The 22,706-nt window shown below is 55.0% G+C and carries 12 protein-coding genes; 11 read left to right on the forward strand and 1 reads right to left on the reverse strand.

The annotated features are described in order from the left end of the window. Nucleotides 1–117: 117 nt before the first annotated feature. Nucleotides 118–1,956: a TolC family protein gene (locus tag ABEA92_RS11085; RefSeq protein ID WP_345684037.1), complete on the reverse strand. Its 1,839-nt coding sequence runs from the start codon at nt 1,954–1,956 to the stop codon at nt 118–120. Between the two features lie 345 nt (nt 1,957–2,301). Between ABEA92_RS11085 and ABEA92_RS11090 the strand changes: the two genes are divergently transcribed. The 11 genes from ABEA92_RS11090 (at nt 2,302) to ABEA92_RS11140 (ending at nt 22,582) form a co-directional block, all read left to right on the forward strand. Further along, a complete protein-coding gene (locus ABEA92_RS11090) occupies nt 2,302–4,194 on the forward strand; it encodes an efflux RND transporter periplasmic adaptor subunit (RefSeq protein WP_345683889.1) in 1,893 nt (630 codons plus the stop codon). A gap of 43 nt (nt 4,195–4,237) precedes the next feature. Beyond that, complete coding sequence (locus ABEA92_RS11095; RefSeq protein ID WP_345683890.1) at nt 4,238–5,332, forward strand: HlyD family secretion protein; 1,095 nt, start codon at nt 4,238–4,240, stop codon at nt 5,330–5,332. Beyond that, nucleotides 5,329–7,548 (forward strand): site-2 protease family protein, encoded by a 2,220-nt coding sequence (locus ABEA92_RS11100; protein WP_345683891.1) that lies wholly within the window; start codon nt 5,329–5,331, stop codon nt 7,546–7,548. Before ABEA92_RS11095 ends, ABEA92_RS11100 begins: the two co-directional genes overlap by 4 nt. Nucleotides 7,549–7,789: 241 nt before the next feature. Then, nucleotides 7,790–10,285: a tetratricopeptide repeat protein gene (locus tag ABEA92_RS11105; protein WP_345683892.1), complete on the forward strand. Its 2,496-nt coding sequence runs from the start codon at nt 7,790–7,792 to the stop codon at nt 10,283–10,285. Nucleotides 10,286–10,354: 69 nt separating this feature from the next. Next, entirely contained in the window at nt 10,355–11,197 is an 843-nt protein-coding gene (locus ABEA92_RS11110; RefSeq protein ID WP_345683893.1) for a DUF4159 domain-containing protein, read from the forward strand. A 52-nt stretch (nt 11,198–11,249) separates the two neighbouring features. Then, nucleotides 11,250–12,263: an AAA family ATPase gene (locus tag ABEA92_RS11115; RefSeq protein ID WP_345683894.1), complete on the forward strand. Its 1,014-nt coding sequence runs from the start codon at nt 11,250–11,252 to the stop codon at nt 12,261–12,263. Further along, on the forward strand, nt 12,263–13,225 hold the full coding sequence (locus tag ABEA92_RS11120) for a DUF58 domain-containing protein (RefSeq protein ID WP_345683895.1): 963 nt from the start codon (nt 12,263–12,265) through the stop codon (nt 13,223–13,225). The genes ABEA92_RS11115 and ABEA92_RS11120 overlap by 1 nt, the downstream gene beginning before the upstream one ends. Further along, nucleotides 13,222–15,345, forward strand: a complete 2,124-nt coding sequence (locus ABEA92_RS11125; protein ID WP_345683896.1) for a BatA domain-containing protein — start codon at nt 13,222–13,224, stop codon at nt 15,343–15,345. Before ABEA92_RS11120 ends, ABEA92_RS11125 begins: the two co-directional genes overlap by 4 nt. Nucleotides 15,346–15,357: 12 nt before the next feature. Further along, the gene (locus tag ABEA92_RS11130) at nt 15,358–19,029 is read left to right on the forward strand and encodes a coiled-coil domain-containing protein (RefSeq protein WP_345683897.1); all 3,672 of its coding nucleotides are present in this window, start codon (nt 15,358–15,360) and stop codon (nt 19,027–19,029) included. A 35-nt stretch (nt 19,030–19,064) separates the two neighbouring features. Continuing rightward, the gene (locus ABEA92_RS11135; RefSeq protein ID WP_345683898.1) at nt 19,065–21,494 is read left to right on the forward strand and encodes a glutamine amidotransferase; all 2,430 of its coding nucleotides are present in this window, start codon (nt 19,065–19,067) and stop codon (nt 21,492–21,494) included. Further along, a complete protein-coding gene (locus ABEA92_RS11140) occupies nt 21,491–22,582 on the forward strand; it encodes a hypothetical protein (protein ID WP_345683899.1) in 1,092 nt (363 codons plus the stop codon). Before ABEA92_RS11135 ends, ABEA92_RS11140 begins: the two co-directional genes overlap by 4 nt. Nucleotides 22,583–22,706: the final 124 nt, after the last annotated feature.

Raw genomic sequence — 22,706 nt, forward strand, 5'->3', positions numbered from 1 at the left:
GATGCCGATTTTTGTGACCGCCAGCCATTTTTGGATGCAATGGTTTCGCAGCCCCCATGCGTCAGCGGCAGAAAGAGCCCCCGATCATCCGCGCACCCACCGCTACAAACACACGGTCTACGACGCGTCGACCGGTTCGCTGGACGACTCGATCAGAGGCTCGGCCAACAGGACCGGCGAGGTCGATTCGTCGACCAAGAAAAGATTGGCGGTCTGCAAGAGCGTTCCTTTTTCAAATTGAACGTTCTTGGCCGCCACGGTGTATTCGACCATCGACAAAAAGTATCGCGATTGAGCCTCGGTGACGCGTCGCTGCGCATCGAGCAATTGCTCGAGGTTGACCGGCAACCCAGCAGCACGATTCGCCTCGAGGATCTGCAGTGCATCGCGTGCAGCGAGATAGCGGTTCAGATTGGTTTCCATCTGCGTGAACGCACGGTCGCTTTCGCCAACCACCGCGGCAAGATCGTGTAGAATCTGCCGTTCCTGTTCTTCGAGCACCGCGACTTCGCGTGCCAATTGCGACTTGGCATGGCGAACCGCCAAGTAGCCTTGTCGAAACCCAACGGGCAGCTTCAGCTCCAAACTTGCCTCGTACTCTTGATAGTCCAGCGTTCCAAGTTGTTTGAACGCCGAGTTATCGCCCGCCAGATCTTGATCCAATCCTCGGACGCGGTAGATCGTCACTAGATCGAGTGTCGGCATCAAAAAGTTCTTGGCGGCGAGGGCTTCCATCTCACGTCGTTTGACAAGCAATCGCTGTTGCTGCAGCTCACTGCGGAGCCGAATAGCTTCAATGGAAATCGAGTCCCAATCGAACGTCATCGGTGCATTGAGCGGTTCGTCATTGGGACGAATCAGAGCGTCATCGCTGAGCGGCAACCCGATCAACAATCTCAGTCGTCGCTCGGACGCCAACACACCACCTTGGCCTGCGAACGTGCCTCCGGATGTCGAGTTGTTGACCTGAGTTCGCTGGATCAACTTGCCCGCCACCGCATCCTGCAATTCGCTTTGGAAACGAAAGTACTGTTCGCGTGCAAACGCTTCGCTGGCGCCAGCTTTTCGATTACTTGACTTCTGAGCCTCGTAATTTTGCCAGGTTTCGCGGCTCCGTTCGAGAGCATCACGTTTGGAATCGAGGTCGCGATAGGCGAAATACAAATCCCAGTAGGCATTGATCACGTTGCTAATGTAATCGCGAGCCCCTTGGCGAAATTTTGCCGAGGTGATGTCATCGTTAACTTTCGCGATCAGAACGCCTGCATAAATCCCAGGCTGTGCCGCGGGACCGGCGATACGATTGAATTGCAGCCCGCCACCTTGCATCAATGGTTGCCGCATCTCGGCATGGATCTGACTCTGCCAAGCACTGTCGGTCAGATTGCCGGTGGCATTGTTGGCGTCGTAGTCGATGACATTACGAACGGCAAATTCGGCGCCGGTCGCGGTCCGCTTGGACAACTGAAAGACATAGTCGTGCGTGTCTTGCTTAAACGCGTTGGCACCGCCACCAAAGAAACGGTTGTTGAATCGGCGGTCGTTGTTCTGCCATTTGCCAAGCGCATAGAACTGAGCATCATAGGCAGCCAACGCCGATTCGATGCTGGTTTGCGGATCCAATTCGGCGAGCGATTTCGTTTGATCGGTGACGACGGTTTGCGGAGCCCGCAGGATCGTCGCCCCCAAATCTCGCATCACTTGCGAGTGCTGCAGCGCCGTGTGGATCGTTTCTTGCAACGACATGTCACGATATTGCAGCGTGGCGAAATCGTCGATCGAGCGTACCGTCCGGGGCGCGGCCGAGACGTCCGGAAACGTCACCGCAGGGGCTCCGGCATCGACCATCTGCATGATCGCATCGATCGAGGAGGTGTCGTTATAAACCGTCTCGGAAAAATTGCGGTGAGTTTGGCAACCGACCGCCGTGATCACGCCAATCGCGCACGCCAGCATCGTCAACACGAGCGGCCGCAACGGGCCACCTCGCCTTGTAAATGCAATGCCGTCGGTGCGTGTGGGACGTCGCAGCACTTTGTTTTCCGTTACTCGTTTGGTGCGAGGGAGGCAGATTCCCCGCAGATTCGGACCAATCCGTACAATTACCCTTATTCGTACATTCATGAAGGCGAGATTGAGCGAATTCGGGATGTTTCGCGCGAACGACACAATAAGTCGCGTGAAACATCGGTTCCGGCGGCGGGAAACTCGGCACCCGTGGTTAAAATGAACACGCTGCGTCCGTCTTCAACGTCCCGACCTTTAACGTCGCTTGCCCAACGCGATCGATCCCATTTCGTCATGTCCGACCCCCTGCGTCAAACCGAGCAAACGTGGAAAGATGCGGAATCGCTGGTACGCCAAGTCGATCAATTTGCTCACGTGGTGATGCCCGCAGACAAGTTCTTCGAGCACCTTGTCGACACGACTCAGCAAACCGCAAAATCCCGCAGCGTGATCGTTTGGACGCTTCAAAACGGCGAACGCCATATCTTGGCGCGATCCGGAATCGACGTTCATCATGACACGTCATCGGATGAAGGGGACGCAGTCGATCGAGCCGACTTCACCGCCACGTCGCATTGGTTTGACGATGCGCAAACATGCATCACTGTGGCGCGGGTGACAAACGACATCGTGATTGGGATCGAGATCCGATGGTCCGACGCAGTGGACGTCACAACCCAGCAACCTCTTTCGGAGATGTGCAAAGCGGTGCTCGAATCGGCGATGCTCGTTTTTTTGCGTCACCAAGCCGACACGCTACAGATCCATCGGAACAGGCGACAACGATGGAACCAGCTTGTTTCGCAACTCAATCGCGGCGTCGGAATCCGCGATTCATTTACCCATGCGGCAAGAGCGATCGCGAGCTATGTCGGTTCCGACCGGGTCAGCATTCTTCACAATCGCACCGGCAAACCGACATCGAGTTTTCGATTGGTTGCGTGTTCAATCAGCAGGAATGTCGATCGTCGCAGTCGACTTGCACGACGGATGCAAGACCTTGCCGCACAGGCCGCGAGTTACGGCAAGCCAATCGAGTTCGTGGTGGGGCGTGGCGACACCATCCCCGATCCGCTGCGTGAAACGCTTGATGCCTATTTGATCGAATCGGGATCTCGTGCGATTGCAATCGAAACGATTCCGCTAAACGGCCGTGCCGATTCCGCTGTGATCCTGTGTGAGCAGTTTACGTTGTCTTCGCACGCCGAACATGGCACGTTTGCCGATTTGCGTGATGTCGTCAGTGCCGCATTGACGCAATCGCTTCACCGTGACGCAGCCAGTCTGCGTTCGCAGATCGATCGGTGGCCTCAAATCCCATTCTCCCAAAAAGCGATAGTCGCGGCGATCATCGTTGCGACTGCGGTCCTGTTGATGACGCTCGTTCATGTTGATTTTTGGATCCCCGCGCAAGGACGCGTCGTTGCCAAGCAACGCCAAAGTGTCTACGCCCCGGCAGATGGCGTGGTGATCGAACTGCCGGTCGACAACGGTTCCTCGGTGAAACAGGGACAGACGTTGGTCGTGATACGCAGCCACGACTTGGATACAAAACAAAAACAGATCGAAGGCGAAATCGCCGCGTTGCAAACGAGTTTGGCAGCGATCGTCGCAGGACGAGGATCATCCGCAAGTGATATTCGCGATCAAACCCGTTCAACAACGGAACAGGTGCTGAAGTCAAAAATCGAAGGTCTGCTGCTGCAACTCGATTTGGTGATGGCACAACAACAAGCGTTGGTCGTGCCAAGTCCGATCACCGGCAAGGTCGATCATTGGAACATGCGAGAAAATTTGGCATCACGTCCGATCACTCGTGGGCAATTCCTCGCTGAGGTTCATTCACCTGACGCAGGCTGGGAACTCGAGATTGAAGTGAGCGATTCGGATAGCGGTTATCTATTCCAATTGGATCGCGACGGCCATCGTCGTTGCCGATTTTCACTGCGGTCGAATCCGCAGGACGTTTACGAAGCGGAACTGACACAGCTTGACCGCGTGACACAGCTCAGTGATCTAGGCGATTGGGTGATCAAGGGGATCGTTCGCCCCGAAGCCCCCAATCCCACCTCGATCGATTCGCTGCGAACGGGAGCGACGGCACGAGTGGAAATATGGACGGGGCGGCGGCCGATCGGGTTTGTTTGGTTTCGTGGCTTTCTGCAGTGGTGGCGGACAGCGATCTAGAAAGTATTTTTTGTAGCGTCGCTGCAGACGCAAGAGGATTTTGATGATGAACCGTTTTCACACATTGGCCGCGTCGCTGACGATCTTGGCGATTGCAATGTGCACCACTCCGTTGCGTGCCGAATCCGATCCGCTGCAGATCCGCGACCTGATCGTGGTCGTGATCGACGAGGTTCAAGTACCGGCACTGGAAACCGGAGCGATTGACACCTTGTCGGTTCACGAGGGGATGACGGTCAAGCGTGGTGATGTTCTTGCCATTCTTGATCGTCGACGAGCCGAACTGCAGCAGCGGCTCGCAAAAATCCAACTGGAAATCGCAACCGCCAAAGCAGACGATCCATCGATCGTCGCGCTGGCAGAAAAGGCGTATCGGCGACAACAACAAATCAGTAAACAGCAGACCGTTGATGTCACGATTGCAAAACAAAAGGCGAGCAACGAACTGAGTGTGTTGGCCGCAACCAAAGCCGAAGCGGTTGCGAAAAACGAATTGGCTCGTGCCGTCGATGCTCGCAAACGTTATATCGATAGCGTATCGCAATCGGAAATCGACGGATTGAATCTCGCCTACGAACGCGCACGACTTGAAAAGGAACAGGCCCGTTTTCAACGGCAACTTGATCAATTGAATGTCGATTCGGAAAAGCAGGCCGAGATCGCGCAACAGATTGCCGTGAACGAGGCAGAGATTCAACTGTCGCAATCATCGCATCAACACGAAATCGAAGTACTCGAACAACAACAGCATCAACACCAAAGCGAACTGGCCAAACTCGTTTTCGATCAACACACCGTGGTCGCTCCGTTTGACGCTACCGTGGTCGAAGTGATGCGGCGGCGAGGCGATTGGGTCCGCGCCGGTGATCCGGTGGTGCGGTTGGTGGGACTGCGTCGGCTTCGAGCCGAAGGTTACGTCGACGCCGCGCTGAGAACACGATTATTGACGATTGATTCGCCCACCCTAATCCTGCACAACTCGACGGGCGAGGTGATCCAACGAACGGGAGACATCGTTTTTGTCAGCCCCGAAATTGATCCCGTCAATCAACAAGTCCGATTGACGATCGAGTTCGAAAATCCCGATGACGTGGTGCTGCCGGGGATGCGAATGACGATGCAACTGAGGACCGAATGAGCGCGTTTGCAAACCACTTGCGAGTGCGGCCCGATCTGAAGTGGCAACGCACAGAATCCGGAACCGACGACATTTGGATCGTCCGAGATCCGTTTGCCAATGAGTACTTCTATCTTCGTCCGCAAGAACGCCGCCTGCTAATGCTGGCCGACGGCACACGTTCGCTTAGCGAGATTACTCAAACGTGCAAAACCCTGTTTGCACCGGAATATGTATCGCCAGAGTCGGTCGTCGATTTTTTCGCAGAAGCCCTTCGTAGCGGTTTATTGATCACGTCTTCACCCACCGGCGATGCTGGCGAATGCAGCGCGTTGGTTGAACACGATGGGGCGGGCGATCAAGCGGCGATGTCGCCGAACTTATCGCGACCTTGGTGGCATCAACCGTTGGCGATCCGTATCCCCGGCGTCTCGGTCGATCGGCAGATCGAGCGTATGATGCCGCTTGCGAGAAGGATCCTCAGCTTGGCAGTGCGAATGATTGCGGTCGTCTTTACATTGATCATGGCGGGGATGGCCGTCGTGTATTTTGATCAAATTGCCATCCATCTCGACGCCGTCACGCGTGAACCCGTGGCGAATTGGGGCATTTTGTTCCTCGTTGTGATCTTGGTTCTAAAAGTATGTCACGAGATCGCGCATGCAGTGACATGCAAATGGTTCGGAGCCGAATGCCGGCAAATCGGAGTGATGTTGTTATTTGGGATGCCGGTCCTGTACTGCGACGTGTCGGACGCTTGGTTGCTGAAACAACGTTGGAAACGGATCATGGTTTCCAGCGCCGGCATGATGGCAGAATTGTTCATTGCCGCGGTGGCAATGCTGCTGTGGCTACTGCTTGCCGATTCGCTACTTCGCGATCTGTGCGTCACGGTGATGTTGGTCGGTTCGGTCAGCACGGTCGTGTTCAATGGCAATCCTCTGCTTCGCTACGACGGCTACTACATCCTTTCGGATTGGGTCGGCGTTCCCAATCTCGCCCGGCAAGCTTCTGTTTCGATGCAAACGTGGGTACGACAATGGATATGGAATGACGTCGTATCGGAGGCACGGATCGAATCGGCGAACCGCTTTCGCTGCAGCATCTCGCCGATACGTTTGCGGATCTATTGGATCGCCAGTTTGCTCTATCGTGGATTGGTTTATGCGACGTTAGGAATGTGGGTGTATCACAAGGCCGATCCGGCGGGGTTGGGGCCACTCGCGGCAATTTTGTTGTCATCGGCGCTGATATTCGGGGTGACTCCATGGCTAAAAGCGGTACTGACGCCTCCGCCATCACGCCGACGAAATCGATCCGGACGGTTCAGGCGTCCGCTGGTGATCGGAGCGATTGGGGCATTGGTGATTGCAATCCTGGTCTGGGTTCCGTTTCCACACCGGATCAAGGCCCCGATGACAATCCGTCTCGCTGATTCGCAGCCAATCGTAGCAACGTCGGCAGGCCGGATGGTCGACGGCATTCCCGATGGATCGTTCGTAAAGCAGGGCGATAGGATCGCCACGCTGGCGAACCCCGATCTGATGCTATCGATTGCCCAGGAACAAACAAAGCTAAGTGCATTAAAAACCGAGTTAACGAGCCTACAAAGTGTCCGCCCCGCGACTCGACAAATTTCCGATCGTATTGCGGTTGTGACCAAGTCAATCGATGCAAGTGAACATCAGCTGCGACTGCTGGCGTCAGAAGCGTCACAGTTGGAAATCTTAGCCCCCGCATCTGGAGTCCTTTTCCCCGCCACCCACCGGGTGCAGCGGGTTGTTTCGACGCGTGAGCTCAGGACGTGGGACCACACGCCGCTAACGAAGCATAATCGTGGAGCTTGGATCGAGGCGGGAACCCAATTGGGCACCTTGGGGACGCCTGGACAGTACGATGCAATTGTCTTGGTTCGACAACAGAACCTAGCTTACGTGCGTGAGGGACAATCGGTGTCATTGATGCTCACCCACGTTTCGGCCGGAGCAATTCGAGGGAAAGTCATCGAAGTCGCATCGTCGGCGACTGACGGAGTCCCCGAGGAATTGGTGAGCAAGCGGATGGTGCTGCCCCTCCGCCGTGGCAATGGTCCAGGCGATGCCAATTACCAAGTGCGAGTCCGATTGCATCCGAGCGATCGGATATTGGCGTTACGGTCCACAGGCTACGCCAAGATTGACGTGCCGTGGACATCACTGTGGAAGCGATGGACAACGCCTCTGCGAGACGCATTCTGAAAAATCATTCGAGTGGACCGAAGCCACCCCGTCATCCCCGCAGTGGGGATTGCCCCGCTTTTCACGGCTTCAAAACGGCTGACAAAGTCCCCGTAGTCGATACAGTTTGCCATGCCGGCGAATAAATCGCCCTGTTGCAAAACCAGACAGACGCTTGCGAACACGCTAGAATCATAGGCAGCTTCTCGATTCCCCCTGCCTAGGAGCCTCGCCGTTGTCTGCCCACCGTTTCAAGCTCGTGATGTTACTTTGCGTTGCATTAGGGGCTGTGCCCGCGATCGCCAACGATTTGGAATCGGCTCAAAATCAATTTCGGACGGGGAAATACAAGGCTGCAGAGGCGGTAGCTTTCGCGGCAGTCGAAAGCGGAATCTGGAACGAACGTTGGCCGCGACTATTAATCCAATGCCAATTAGAGCAAGGGAAGTACGCCGAGGCATTGCAAACGTATGACACCGCTATTCGGCGTTACCCCACCAGCATGACACTTAGGCTGTTGGGGCTCGAGGCGATTCGCTTCAACAATCTCTCCGAAAGATCCGAAGAGGAGCGGAAGCGATTTTTCCAACTGCTGCAGAGTTCGCCGCTTCGCTTTGCCAGCCGTGACAGCCTGATAGCGGCAGGCCGCTATTTCGTCGACGAGGGCGAGGATGCGCGTCAAGTGTTGGAAATGTTTTACGATCGCGTGCGTGATTCGAATCCCGATTTCCTCGAAGCTTACATCGCAACTGCCGAGCTCGCATTAGAAAAAGGCGATTACAAGGTGGCCGCCGAAACGCTTGCCGAGGCCGAGCGGATCGACGATACCGACCCACGTACCAGCTATTTGAAAGCGCGTGCATTTGAGTCATCGGATGCCAAAGTCACCGCCGCGGCACTACAACAAGCACTCGAATTAAACCCAAACCATATTCCGAGCTTGTTGATGCTTGCCGAATTGGCCTTGGATCGTGAACTGTACGACGATGCCAAATCGTCGATCGCCCAGGTCTTGAAAATCAATCCGTCCGAACCGGACGCTTGGGCATTACAAAGCGTGATCGCCCATCTCGAGGGTGACCCAAAACGTGAACAAGAAATGCGTCGCAAGGCGCTCAGCACGTGGCACGAAAATCCGCGAGTCGACTATTTGATCGGCAGCAAATTGTCGCAAAAGTACCGGTTCGCCGAGGGTGCTGCGTACCAACGCCGCGCCTTGGAATTCGATCCCGATTATCATGCCGCCAATTTTCAACTCGCGCAAGACCTGCTTCGTTTGGGCAACGATGACAAGGGGTGGACGTTGGCAAAATCGGTCGCTGAGGACGATCCGTACAACGTCGTCGCCCACAACTTGTTGACGCTGCATGACCGAATCAAGGACTTTAGCATTTTAGAAGCGGGCGATATTCATGTTCGCATGGATCCCGAGGAAGCGGACGTGTATGGCGAAGCGGTGCTCGAATTGCTGACCGAAGCGCGAGCGACGCTGTGCGAAAAGTATGACGTCCAACCAGATGCGCCGATCATGGTCGAGATTTTTCCTGAGCAGAAAGATTTTGCCATTCGCACCTTTGGATTGCCTGGCGGCGCGGGTTACTTGGGCGTTTGTTTCGGCCGTGTGATTACCGCCAATAGTCCGGCGAGTCAGGGTGAGCGACCGCACAATTGGAAGAGCGTGTTATGGCACGAATTTTGTCATGTCGTGACACTCGAGAAGACCAAAAACCGTATGCCTCGGTGGCTCAGCGAAGGCATCTCGGTGTACGAAGAACGGATGCGAAACCCGACGTGGGGCGAGTCAATGACGCCTCAATATCGCGAAATGATTCTGAACGAATCGCTAACACCGGTCAGCAAGTTGAGTTCGGCCTTTTTGAGCCCTCCGTCCGCGTTACACCTGCAATTTGCCTATTACGAGTCCTCGCTTGTAATTGAGTTTCTGATTGAAAAGCACGGGATTGAGTCACTCAAAATGGCACTCGTGTCGCTGGGTGATGGGTTATCGATCGACGATGCGTTGACGCGGTCGGTCGGATCGCTTGATCGGCTTGACGTCGAATTTGCAACGTACGCACGCGAAAAAGCAGAGGCATTTGCCCCGGACGCCGATTGGTCGCGGGAAGAATTGCCAACCGAGACAACGACGACGGAACTAGCCAAATGGGTAGACGAACACCCCGAAAATTATTGGGGGCTGCGGAGCCTCGCTGAAGCTTGGATTACGGAGAAGCAAGACGAAAAGGCATTGCCATTACTCGAGAAAATCGTCGAACTCGGTGCCGTGACGCCCGAGCGGGACGGTCCTCTCGAATTATTAGCCGACGTTTATCAGCGATTGGGGCGGGCAAAACGCGAACGCGAAATTCGCGAGCAAGTTTTAGCAATTTCTAGCGATGCTTTGCCCTCGTACCGGCGTTTAATCGAAATTGCAACGGAACAAAATGAATGGCAACAGGTGTTGGAGTATAGCGAACAGATGTTGGCGATTCAGCCACTGCAACCGTTTGGATATCAGCACATGGCCACAGCGGCAGAACAGTTGAAGAGGCCTGAGAAAGAAGTCCGGCCGTTAAAAACGCTTTTGCAGATGGATCCAATCGACCCTGCCGCACTGAATTTTCGATTAGCACGTGCCGGATTCGAAACCGGCGATACGGCATTGGCCAAGCGGCATGTATTGGCGGCGTTAGAGGACGCGCCACGCTACCGCGATGCCCATCGCTTGCTGCTGGAAATCGTCGAAAGTGAGCGGTAAACGGCGAACGTCATCCGCCCTGGGACGGGCGGTATCGAATCCGAGAGTGAGAGACAGCGGAGAGAAAAAATGATCACGCGACGTTCCCTATTGATCGGCATGTGTTTTGTTTTCATTGCCGGAGCAGCGCTGGCTCAACGCGGATATCGATGGCGAATGTCGGCCCCTCATACCGAACGCAACGGAGTGCCTGATTGGGAAGTGAACCCCAATTTCCCAGGTGATTTGTTTACCTTTGTGCGGATCAAATACGATTCCTATGGTGGACGTGGCGGGGGCGGAGGTTGGGCCACCGATTACCGCGACAGCGATCTGAATTTCTCATTGCGTTTGCAACAATTGACCTCGCTCAAGGTCAATCCTGAACCGATCGTGCTGGAATTAACCGATGATCAACTCTTTGACTATCCATTCATCTATATCATCGAACCAGGCAGTTTGGTGTTCAGCCAAGCCGAAGTCGCAGCACTCCGCCGCTACTGTTTGAACGGCGGTTTTTTGATGGTCGACGATTTTTGGGGCGATTCCCAATACGAGAATATGCGGCGCGAGCTGAAACGAGTCTTTCCCGATCGTGATCCGGTCGAAGTGCCGCTGTCGCACGAAATCTTTCACAACGTCTACGATTTGAAAGAGAAGCCTCAAGTCCCCTCAATCAACGCGGCGCGGCGTGCCATGGGGGGCGACGCCGGATCGTACGAGTGGGCTTCCGACGGCAGCGATACTCGTACGCCTCACTACCGCGCCATCCACGACGACGAAGGGCGGATCATGGTCTTCATTTGCCACAATACCGATCTCGGTGACGGTTGGGAACGCGAAGGTGAAAACCAATGGTATTTCGAAGAGTTTTCCGTCAAGAAAGCCTACCCCATGGGAATCAACATCGTCACCTACGCGATGACTCACTAACACCCCGTTCGGCAAAAATCGCAAAGATCCGTATCACCCTCAGGAACGCAGCATGAGCACTGAAGCATTGTCCGTAGAAGACGAAGCACGCACGGTCGAACAAATTCGCGAAGGTCGCGAGCGAATTTATGCAGAGCTTTCCAAAACCATCATCGGTCAACACGAGGTGATCGAGCAGCTGCTGATCAGTCTGTTCGCAGGCGGACACTGTTTGATCACCGGGGCGCCGGGGTTAGCCAAAACGCTGCTGGTACGCAGTGTCGCGCAGATCTTTCATTTGAAATTCCAACGGATCCAGTTCACCCCCGACTTGATGCCGGCGGACATCACTGGGACCGAAATTTTGGAAGACTCCGGAGATGGGCATCGCAAGATGACGTTTGTCAGAGGCCCGATCTTTGCCAACGTCGTGTTGGCGGACGAAATCAACCGGACTCCGCCAAAGACCCAAGCCGCACTGCTCGAAGCGATGCAGGAACACCAAGTCACCGCGGCCGGGCGACGCTATCCGCTGGAGGAACCCTTTTTTGTGCTAGCGACGCAAAATCCGATCGAAATGGAAGGGACGTATCCGTTGCCGGAAGCTCAATTGGACCGTTTCATGTTCAACGTCCTGATTGACTATTTGCCGCCCAAAGATGAATTGGCGGTGGTGATGCAAACCACGTCACAGCGAGCTGAACCCATCGAACCGCTGTTTAGCGGCGATGACATCTTGCGGTTTCATCACACCGTTCGCCGCGTGCCGATCGCCGAGGAAGTCGGAGCCTATGCCGTTCGATTGGCCGCATCGACTCGGCCCGATCGCGACGGTACTCCTGATTTCATTAACCAATGGGTCAGCTGGGGCGCGGGACTGCGTGCCGCGCAAACGTTGGTGCTCGGTGCCAAGGCGCGAGCATTGCTGTCGGGAAATGCCCACGTGCGAATGGAGGACATCCGAGCGCTCGCGCACCCCACGCTGCGACATCGCGTCTTACTCAGCTACAAAGCCGAAGCCGAAGGCGTCACGATCGAAAATGTGATCGATCAACTGTTGCAAACCGTACCCACGGAGATGCCGTGATGGTCCATCCTTCGCGAAGTGACATCGCCTCGATTGATCCATCCGCGGTGATGCGAATCAAAAATTTGCAGTTGCGAGCCAAGACCGTCGTGGAAGGCTTTTTTGATGGGCTGCATCGTAGCCCCATGCACGGATCATCCGTGGAATTCAGTGAATATCGGCCTTACACCATCGGGGATGATCTGCGTGGTTTGGATTGGAAACGATTTGCCCGCAGCGATCGGCTGTATATCAAAAAGTTCGAAGACGAAACCAATCGTAATTGTTATCTATTGGTCGATCAAAGCCGTTCGATGGGCTACGGATCGATCGATTACAACAAAATCGAATACGCGCGAACCATGGCGGCAACGTTCGCTTATTTTTTATCGTTGCAGCGAGATTGCGTCGGGGTGCTGACGTTTGACGAGACGATTGGCGAATTCATTCCGGCCCGACGTCGTGTCGGCCACTTGCACCAAATGTTGGTGGCGCTTTCTCGCCCAATCAGCGGCAAAGGAACCGACATTGATTCGCCGCTGAAACAGATTGCCAATCTCGTTGGACGACGCGGTTTGGTCATTTTGATTTCGGATTTATTGACCGCCACCGAATCGCTTCGAACCAATCTTGCCTACCTACGATCACGAGGACACGAAGTTGTCATTCTGCGGACCTTGGACCCGGCGGAAATCGACTTCAAGCTCGAATCGCCTAGCATGGTTTTGGACATGGAAACAGGACGCGAAATCTATCTGGATCCCGAGGCCGCTGCGGCGCAGTATCAGCAGCAATTTGCCGAACACAAAAAACAACTACAAACGGTGTGCAGTTCGTTAGGCGTTAGTTTGCATGAACTCGTGACCAACCAACCGCTGCATGAATCCTTGTTCCATTTGCTCAATTCACAACAGCAGCGACCGCGTGGTACCGCACGTGCCGGGATGCTGACTCGATCTGCATGTAGCGGAGGGACAACATGAGTCTGTTGGCCCCCTTGTATTTCGCCGGAGCATTGGCGATCGGGCTTCCGATCCTGTTTCATTTGATTCGCAGGCAACCCAAAGGGAACATCGCATTTAGCTCGCTGATGTTCTTGAGACCCACACCGCCGCGATTGACGCGGCGCAGCCGATTGGACAATTGGTTACTACTGCTGATTCGAGCGTTGGCAATTTTGTTACTTGCCGCAGCGTTCGCACGCCCCTTTTTCCGAACGCAATCGCTGACCGATTCCGAAGCGACCGGCCAACGAATGGTGATGTTGCTTGATACCAGTGCCAGCATGAAACGGGTTGGCGTTTGGGAGCAAGCGATCGAACAAGTCGACCGGGTGATCGGCGAACTTGGTTCCAATGACCATCTTGCGGTTGTCGCCTTTGATAATCAGCCGCGGACACTGTTTTCGCTGGAACAGTCCTACGAATTGGCCGCCGACCAGCGTTTTTCGGCGGCTCGATTATCGCTTCAGAATTTGTCTCCATCATGGCAGGATTCTGATTTGGGCCGAGCCCTTGTTTATGCGGCGGACATCGCCGCAGCCAGCGAAGCGGATCACGAAGACGACCCACGCGATGCTGCATTGATCCTAATCAGTGACATGCAATCGGGAAGCAAGATTGAAAGTCTGCAGCGTTTCAGTTGGCCCGAGAACGTCAAGCTTGATGTACGCACGGTTCGTGGGCGAAACGATGGCAACGCCTGGGCCCAGATCCTGCGTTCGTCCGGCGACGAAGCCGATATTCAGAGCGATCCGAACAACGGGCCATCCCAACGTATCGATTCGCGAACGGCCAATCGCCGGATCCGTGTAACCAATTCGATAGGAACAAACGCAAGCGACTTTCGTTTAGCGTGGAAGACCACTGGAAACAAAACCATCGACGCAATGCCAGTCCACGTCCCGCCTGGCGAATCACGAACCATCTCGGTTCCGCTGCCTGACGCCGACGTCACCGCACTGGTACTCAGCGGTGATCAAGAACCGTATGACAATGCCACCTATCTGGTTCTTCCTCAACCTGTCACCGCCAACATCGTCTTTGCCGGACCGACGGAACACGACAAAGCCCCACGCGACCGTTTGCGGTATTACTTGGAACAGGTTCCCTTTGATACACCACAGCGAACCGTAACCATCACCACCGATACGAATTCGTTACCCGGCGTCACGGATCGGGACATCGACGTCATTGCCACACCATTGGTTGTCGTAACGCAGAGCGTCGACGAAGCGATGGCACAACGGATCCAGCATTATGCGAGTGCGGGAGGAACGGTGCTTCTGGTGCTTGCAGAGCCCAGTGAAAACTGGGCTTCGACGCTGAACGCCATGTATGAAGAACGTGATGGTGAAACACCAGCAATCGAGGTCAGCGAAGCATCCCAGGATGACTATGCGATGCTTGCTCACATCGATTTCGAACATCCCGTATTCATGCCAATGGCCGATCCGCAGTTCAATGACTTCACCAAAGTTCGGTTCTGGTCGCATCGCCAAATTCGAGGGTTGCCCGAAGAAACCAAAGTCTTAGCAAGGTTTGACGACGGAGATCCCGCTGTGTTTGAACACGCGGTGGGAGAGGGGCATCTGATTGTGTTGGCGGCAGGATGGCATCCCGAAGCCAGCCAATTGTCGCTGTCGACCAAATTCATCCCATTGATGTTTAGCATTTTTGATCGAGGCCGACGCGAAACGACCGACGGCAATCGCTACCGCGTGGGGGATCGTTTGGACGAAGCGACGGCAAATCCAACGCTGATAACGGCGTCTGAGGATGCGGCGTCTGGATCGACATCGCTGGATTTCGACCTTTGTTTGAATCAGCCGGGCGTGTATCGGATCGGGCAAGACGGGCACACGCAAACGATCGCAGTCAACTTGGCGGATGCAGAGAGTCGTGTCGAGCCGATGGACGCGGCGTCACTGGAAAAATTTGGCGTTCGGTTGGGAAAGACCGAGTCCAACGAAGCACGTAAATCGTCCGAGCGACAATCCAAAGACATCGAACTCGAAAGTAACCAAAAACTGTGGCAGTGGTTAATGGCGGCTGCGATGGGGTTACTGGTCACCGAAACGCTGCTGGTTCGAATCCGACAATAACAGGGGTTCACGATGATGGAAACAACACTACGAAAACGACTGCATCAAGTGGCGTCTCGATTTCAGGAACGACGCTTGGGTTGGCTGCTAGCGCTAATTGCAATCGTCTTTGCGGGATTGGCGTGGAGTTTGTTGCCGGCCGCGCGTGCGGGTCAAATCATGGGCTCGCAAACCGCCGTCGTGCTGCTCGGCGTCGCGTCGTTGTCGATGCTAATCGCTTGGTTGGTGACGCGGCGAAGCTTCTCCGATCCTCGCTCGATCGCTAGTAAGATCGAATCGAAATTCCCGAGCCTGCAACAACGGCTGCTAACGGCGGTTTCACTCACCACGCGTCAAGAAAAATCATCGAGTTATTTGCAGCAACGTGTTATTCGTGAAGCGTGCGATCATTCGCAATGTCACCGCTGGATCGAAACGGTGCCACAAAGCCAATTGTGGATCAGCCGCATGTCGGGATTCAGTGCGACATTGGTGATGGCGCTGATGCTGGGCATGTTGTTTGCAACGTCCGCGGATCCATCGCAAGTCGGAGCGAGCGTCACGCGAAAAAACCAAAGCAATGCCATTGTCGATCCCGGTAACGCAGAGATCGAACGAGGCACCAGTTTGGTGGTCACAGCTCGCTTTGAATCCGTCGCACCAAGCGAAGCGGAATTGCGAGTGATCGCTCGTGATGGAAGCGAACAGCGAGTGACGATGAAGCAAAACTTGCAGGACCCGGTCGTGGCGGCGTTCTTGTCCTCGGTCGACGATGACTTCGAGTACCAGATTTTGACGCGAGATTGGTCGAGCCCCACCTATTCGATCCGCGTGTTTGAGTTTCCCAAGCTGGTGCGAAGCGATGCCCTGTTGGACTTTCCCGAGTACACCGGCATGGACGACAAGCGGATCGACGATACCGTTCGCGTCACGGCGGTCGAGGGGACAATGCTCACTTGGGTCTGCCATCTGAACAAACCGGTCGCATCAGCAACTCTGGTGGAAAAGGATGGAACCCGAACTTCGCTAGAACCAATGGACCGCGTGACAGGCGATGCGATGATGGTTCAGTTACCGATGGACACAACCAGACGTTACGCGTTGGAGCTAGTGGATCACGAAGGACGCAAAAATAAGTATCCGGCCGAATTGGTGGCAAAAGTGCTGCCGAATCAAGCGGCAAGCATCAAAATGGTTCAAGGGGGCGATGTCAGCGTTTCGCCACTCGAGGAGTTGTCACTCGCTGCAGAGATCGCGGACGACTTTGGGCTGAATCGAGCAGGGATTTCGTACAATTTTGACGGCCAGGCAACGGAAGTCGTCTTTGAAAACACGGACATGGCAAAACGAAAACAGGGATTCTCGCATCTGGTTGAGTTTGAAACGCTTGATGCGAAACCTGATCAATTGTTTGCCTATTACTTCTGGGCCGAAGACATTGGCCCCGGCGGAGTCGTCCGGCGAACGCAAAGCGACATGTATTTTGCTGAAGTGCGTCCGTTCGAAGAAATCTACCGCGAAGGAGAGCCGCCTCCGAGTGGCCAGGCTCCGCAAAGCCAAAACGAACAAGCTGCCGAAGAGCTCGCGGAATTGCAGAAGCAAATCATCAATGCGACTTGGCGAGTCATTCGGGACGAAACCCGTGCTGAGGTATCCGCGGAATTCACAGCGAACGTCAATGAGATCCTAACCGGCCAACAAAACGCCCTCGAGATGCTCGACGAACTCGCGGCAAAGTTGAACGATGCTCAATCGAAGGCGATCGTCGAAGAGGTTCGCGCGAACATGCAATCCGCCGCAGCGGAACTCGAAAAATCGCATGAATCCAATACCGCGGCGACGCTCGGCGATGCATTGGCCTCGGAACAAGCCAGCTATGCGGGACTGTTAAAATTGCGAGCGCGGGAATTTCAAGTCACTCGGGCTCAGCAACGAAGTCAAAGCAGTTCGAGCAGCTCATCGTCACAGCGTCAAAAGCAATTAAACGAACTCGAGCTGGATCAGGACGAAAACCGTTATGAAACCGAGCAGCAAGCGGAAGCCAATTCACCCGACGACGCGCAGCAACGCGAAGAACGACAAGTGCTGAGCCGGCTTCGCGAGCTGGCTCAACGGCAACAAGACATCAACAAACAACTGGCTCAATTGCAATCCGCACTCGAATTGGCCGAGGCAGAGAAAGAAAAAGACGAGATCCGTCGCCAAATCAAACGGCTACGCGAACAGCAGCAGAATTTGTTACGCGAGACCGACGAATTGGCCGAGCGAATGCAGAGTCCCGAGAACCAAGAATCGATGCAGCAGCAACGCGAGCAGCTCGAAGAGACTCGCGAGAATCAACGTCGAGCCAGCGAAGCCCTGCAACAAGAGGATGCTTCGTCGGCGTTGGCCGCTGGAAAACGCGCCGAGCGTGACCTCGAAGAATTGCAGCAGGAATTTCGACAACGCACCTCAGGCCAATTCAGTGACACCATGCGGGAAATGCGAGCCGACGCGCAAACACTTGACGAAAAGCAACAACGACTCTCCGAAGCATTGCGAGACGAGGCAGAGAATCCATCGCCTGGGCTACGCCGAAACGAGCAACAACAGCAGCTCGAGAAGCAACTCGAAGAGCAACGACGCGATCTATCGCAGTTGGAAAATCGAATGCAAGAGACGGTCGAGCAAGCCGAAACCGTCGAACCGCTACTGGCAAAGGAATTGTACGACTCGTTTCGCAATTTGCAGCAACGCGAGGTCGATCGTCGGCTAGAAGAAACGGCGGAGTTGGTCAAAGCAGGCTTCAAAGAACAGGCTCGTCAATCCGAGACAGAGGCAGCCGAAGGCGTCAAAGCATTGCGAGAAGAACTCGAACAAGCCGCCAGTTCCATTCTTGGCGATGAAACCGAAGGACTGAAACGCGCCGCCAACACGCTGGAACAACTGGCTCGTGATCTAGAGCAAGAAATTGATGAAGAAAGAGGGGAAGGTAGAGGGGGAGAGGGGGAGTTGGGAGAAGAGGAGAGCGGAGAAGCGGGGCAGCGCCGAGGCGGGCAACCGGGGGCGGACGGGCAGCAGGGAGAGACGAGACAATCGGAGGAAGCGGGGCAGCAAGCGGCGGAGGGACGTGGCGAGTCAAGCGGCGAATCCCGTAGCGAGCAGAACAACGGGCAGAACAATGGGCAAGGACAAAGTGAAGGCGAGGGGCAATCTGCGGGACAGCCAGGGCAACCGTCAGGAGAGTCAATGCGTCCGGGCCAGAATGCAGGTGAGAATCAGAGCGAACGTCCTGCTGGTGCTCAACCGGAAGGGCAAACGGGACTTCGAGGAGGCCGCGCAAGCCAAAGTCGTGCGGCGGCCCAGAGCCCCAGTGGATCCCCAATCGCCGGGGATGGATTTCGCGAATGGTCTGATCAACTACGTGACGTCGAAGAAATGGTCGAAGACCCCGAATTGCGTTCACGCGCCTCGCAAATCCGTGATCGTGCACGCCAAGTCCGCACCGATCTGCTACGTCATTCCAAGACACCGCAATGGGATTTGATCCAAGACCTGATCGCCGACCCGTTACGCGAATTGCATCGAGACGTTCAGGAGGAATACATGCGACGATCTGCTGAGAAAAATGCACAAGTCCCGATCGATCGTGATCCGGTTCCGAACCAGTTCAGCGACGCGGTGCGTCAATATTACGAGAACCTCGGAAGCGGGCGTGGCCAATGATGTTCTCGATGTTCACCGCCGACGCAGCATTTCCAATGTTCGAAAATTTAATTTGGGGTGCGCCTGATTGGGTGGTTCCCGTATTAATCGCTGCGGCGATTTTGACCGCGCTGACGGTCTGGAACTATGCATCGCAGCAAAAGATGGGAACGTTCCGGTGGTTGGCGGCGGCATTAAAAATTGCCGCAATCGCCTTGATCGCAGTTTGTTTACTGCAACCGATGCGAAGCGGCACGCGACCACGGCCCAAAGCCAATGTGTTGCCGATTCTGGTCGACAACAGCAAAAGCATGCAGGTGAAACCCAAGGGGGCCAACGAAACGCGGGCCAGCGTCGTTGCCAAGCAAATCGCATCGCAAAATGCTTGGCGTAGCCGATTGGAACAAGATTTTGATGTACGAGGCTATTCGTTTGATTCTCGGATCACGGCACTCGAGTTGTCAGACCCGGCACTGGAAAACGACGGTACGGTGTCCTCGTTGTCGACCAGTTTGCAGTCGCTCAGTGAACGCTTCTCGGCTCGTCCTGTCGCAGGCGTGATGCTGTTTAGCGACGGCAATTTGACCGATCCACCGGATGCCAATTTTGATTGGTCGACATTGGGATTTCCCGTCTACCCCGTCTTGTCGTCCACGGATGAAGCGATCACCGACGTCCGGATCTCGGATGTCAGCGTCAGCCAAACCGATTTTGAATCGGCACCTGTCACGATCCGCGTCAAAGTCGATGCCAATCCTGCGAAACAGAAACTCGTCATCCAACTGCGAGATCTCGACCACGGAAAACTGGTCCAAGAACAAACGCTCACCACATCGACATCCCAAACGGACAACGAAGTCACGTTTCGCTTTCGACCGGATGAACCGGGCTTGGGGTTCTACCGCACCTGTGTGTTTGCAGAGCAAGATCGCCAAGCGTTTGATGTAGCGGACGATTCGAAAGCGACAGCCGCAATCCGAACCGCCGAAGCCACGCTGGTTAACAATCAACGCATGATCGCGATCGATCGCAAATCGGGGCCTTATCGCATCTTGTATGTTGCCGGGCGTCCGAATTGGGAGTTCAAATTTTTGCGTCGGTCACTCGCGACCGATGCCGAGATCCAATTGGTCGGTTTATTGCGGATTGCAAACAAAGAACCCAAGTTTAGTTTCCGTGATCAGGGAGTCCGCGGATCCAATTCCAATAGCACTAACCGTCTGTTCGATGGGGTCGACAGTGCCGAAGACGAATTGGTCCAACAATACGATGAACCTGTGATGATTCGATTGGGAGTCAAAGAATCCGAAGAATTGAGCGACGGATTTCCTCAAACACGCGAAGAGCTGTTCGCCTACCATGCGATCATTCTGGATGACATCGAAAGCGAATATTTTACGCAGGACCAACTGTTGCTGATGCGGCAATTTGTCAGCAGCCGAGGCGGCGGCATGTTGATGCTGGGCGGCCAAGAATCGTTTGCAGGGAAAGCATTCGCCGACAGCCCACTTAGCGAACTAGCACCGGTCTATGCACCGCGATCAGGCGACGTCAATGTGGCGGGAGCGTACCGAATGAAACTAACTCGCGAGGGCATGCTCGAACCGTGGGCGCGGCTGCGAGAAAACGAAGCGGCGGAATCGGATCGCTTCGCTCAAATGCCACCGTTCACCTCGGTAAACGCGGTCGGCGACATCAAGCCTGGTGCACTGACACTTGCCACCGCCCAAGATCCCACGGGTGATCCACTGCCCGCGATCATCGCACAGCGATTCGGCAAAGGACGTACCGCGGCGATCCCCATTGGTGATCTATGGCGATGGTCGATGCATCGCGATCCGGATTCGAAACGCGGTGATGCCGACGATGCGGCCCAGGCGTGGCGACAAATGGCACATTGGCTTGTCGGCGACGTACCGCGTCAAGTCGAAGCCCGAGTCGAACCGAACGTCGATCCCAACGAACCAGCGAACATTGTGGTGCACGTACGCGACGAAGCTTACTTGCCGATCGACAATGCCACCATCGATCTCGACATTACCCGGATCGAAAACGAAACCGGCGATGGGGATCCAGACGAAGTGATTCAAATCCAAGCCACACCGGACGACGCTGCTCCGGGTGTGTACCGAGCCGCGTTTTGGACCAACGAAACCAATGGCTTCCGAGTTCATGTGTCGGCAAAGTCGGCAGACGGTCATGTTGTTGGCGAAGCAGAAACCGGTTGGGTCGCCCAACCCGATGCGGCAGAGTTTCGCCAACTCGAATTGAACCGCCCCTTGCTGGAAACCATCGCAAAACAAAGTGGCGGCAAAGTGGTTGACTCTCATGCCCTAGATGCCTTTGCCGCCGAATTGCCAAATTTAAAGGTCCCTGTGACCGAAACGTGGGTCTACCCGCTGTGGCACAACGTTTGGGTCTTGGTCGCCGCGATCATGTGCTTGTGCGGTGAATGGGGACTACGACGATGGAAAGGTTTATCATGAAACGAAGGTTTACCGTCGCATTAGCATTCACGTTGATCGCATCAAACGGGGGCACGCGTTGCGTTTCTGCAGAACAGGGGCCGATCGACGATCTGACGACCGCCGAATTGGTATTGGTCGTCGGCGCAGGCGGCACGGACGAATATGCAGCAGCATTTGCCGAGACCGCAGAACAGTGGAAACAGCATGTCCAATCGAGTTCGGTCCAACTTCACCAAATCGGCAATGGCGAAGCAGCCTCCGCAAAGACATCGGATCGCGACTTGCTGAAATCCTGGATCGGCAAAGCGACCAGCCCCACCTCGGCTCCGCTGTGGATTGTCTTGATCGGTCACGGCACGTACGCACAAAACGTGGCCAAGTTTAATTTGCGAGGGCCCGATGTTTCAGCCACCGAGTTGGCCGAGTGGATCAAACCACTGGATCGTCCATTGGTCATTGTCAACGGTGCTTCAGCGAGTGGTCCGTTTATCAATGCGTTGTCGGCGCCGGGGCGTGTGATTGTCACCGCAACCCAAAGCGGCAGCGAACACAACTATGCCAGATTCGGTCACTATTTTGCCAACGCCATCGGATCGCTCGATGCGGATCTGGATCACGATCAAGAGGTTTCGGTGCAGGAAGCGTTTCTAAAAGCCAACGCGGCGGTGCAATCGTTTTATGAATCCGAATCCAGGATCAGCAGCGAACATGCATTGATCGACGACAACGGCGATGGGCTGGGGACACCATTTAAGGCATTTCGCGGAAAGCTTCCGGCGGCCGCTGCCAAAACCGATCAGCAACTCGACGGTGAACACGCGGCGAAGATGACGTTATTTGCCGCAGCCGATCAAGCCCCGCTGTTGCCCGAAGAGATACAAAACCGAGACAAGATCGAAGGCGAAATTGAAACGCTCAAGTCGCAGAAGGCGACCATGGACGAGACGGCGTACTACAAGCAACTTGAATCACTGATGTTGCCACTGGCCCAGCTCTATCAAAAGGCCGAGCAGCGACAAACTGACAAGACGAAATCGACCGACGCAACAGAATCGACCGACGCAACAGAATCGACCGACACCACGGACTCGGCAAACGCCGAGTAGTCGGCTGGAGTGTTCGCCAATTTTGCCAGCCGACGAATTTGCAGAGGGAACCGTCGACTTCCAATCCCACTGAACATGTAGGCAGGAATCATTGGGTGAAACCCCGTTAGCTGTTTGTGCGCTG

Source organism: Novipirellula caenicola, assembly GCF_039545035.1.
Classification (GTDB): domain Bacteria; phylum Planctomycetota; class Planctomycetia; order Pirellulales; family Pirellulaceae; genus Novipirellula; species Novipirellula caenicola.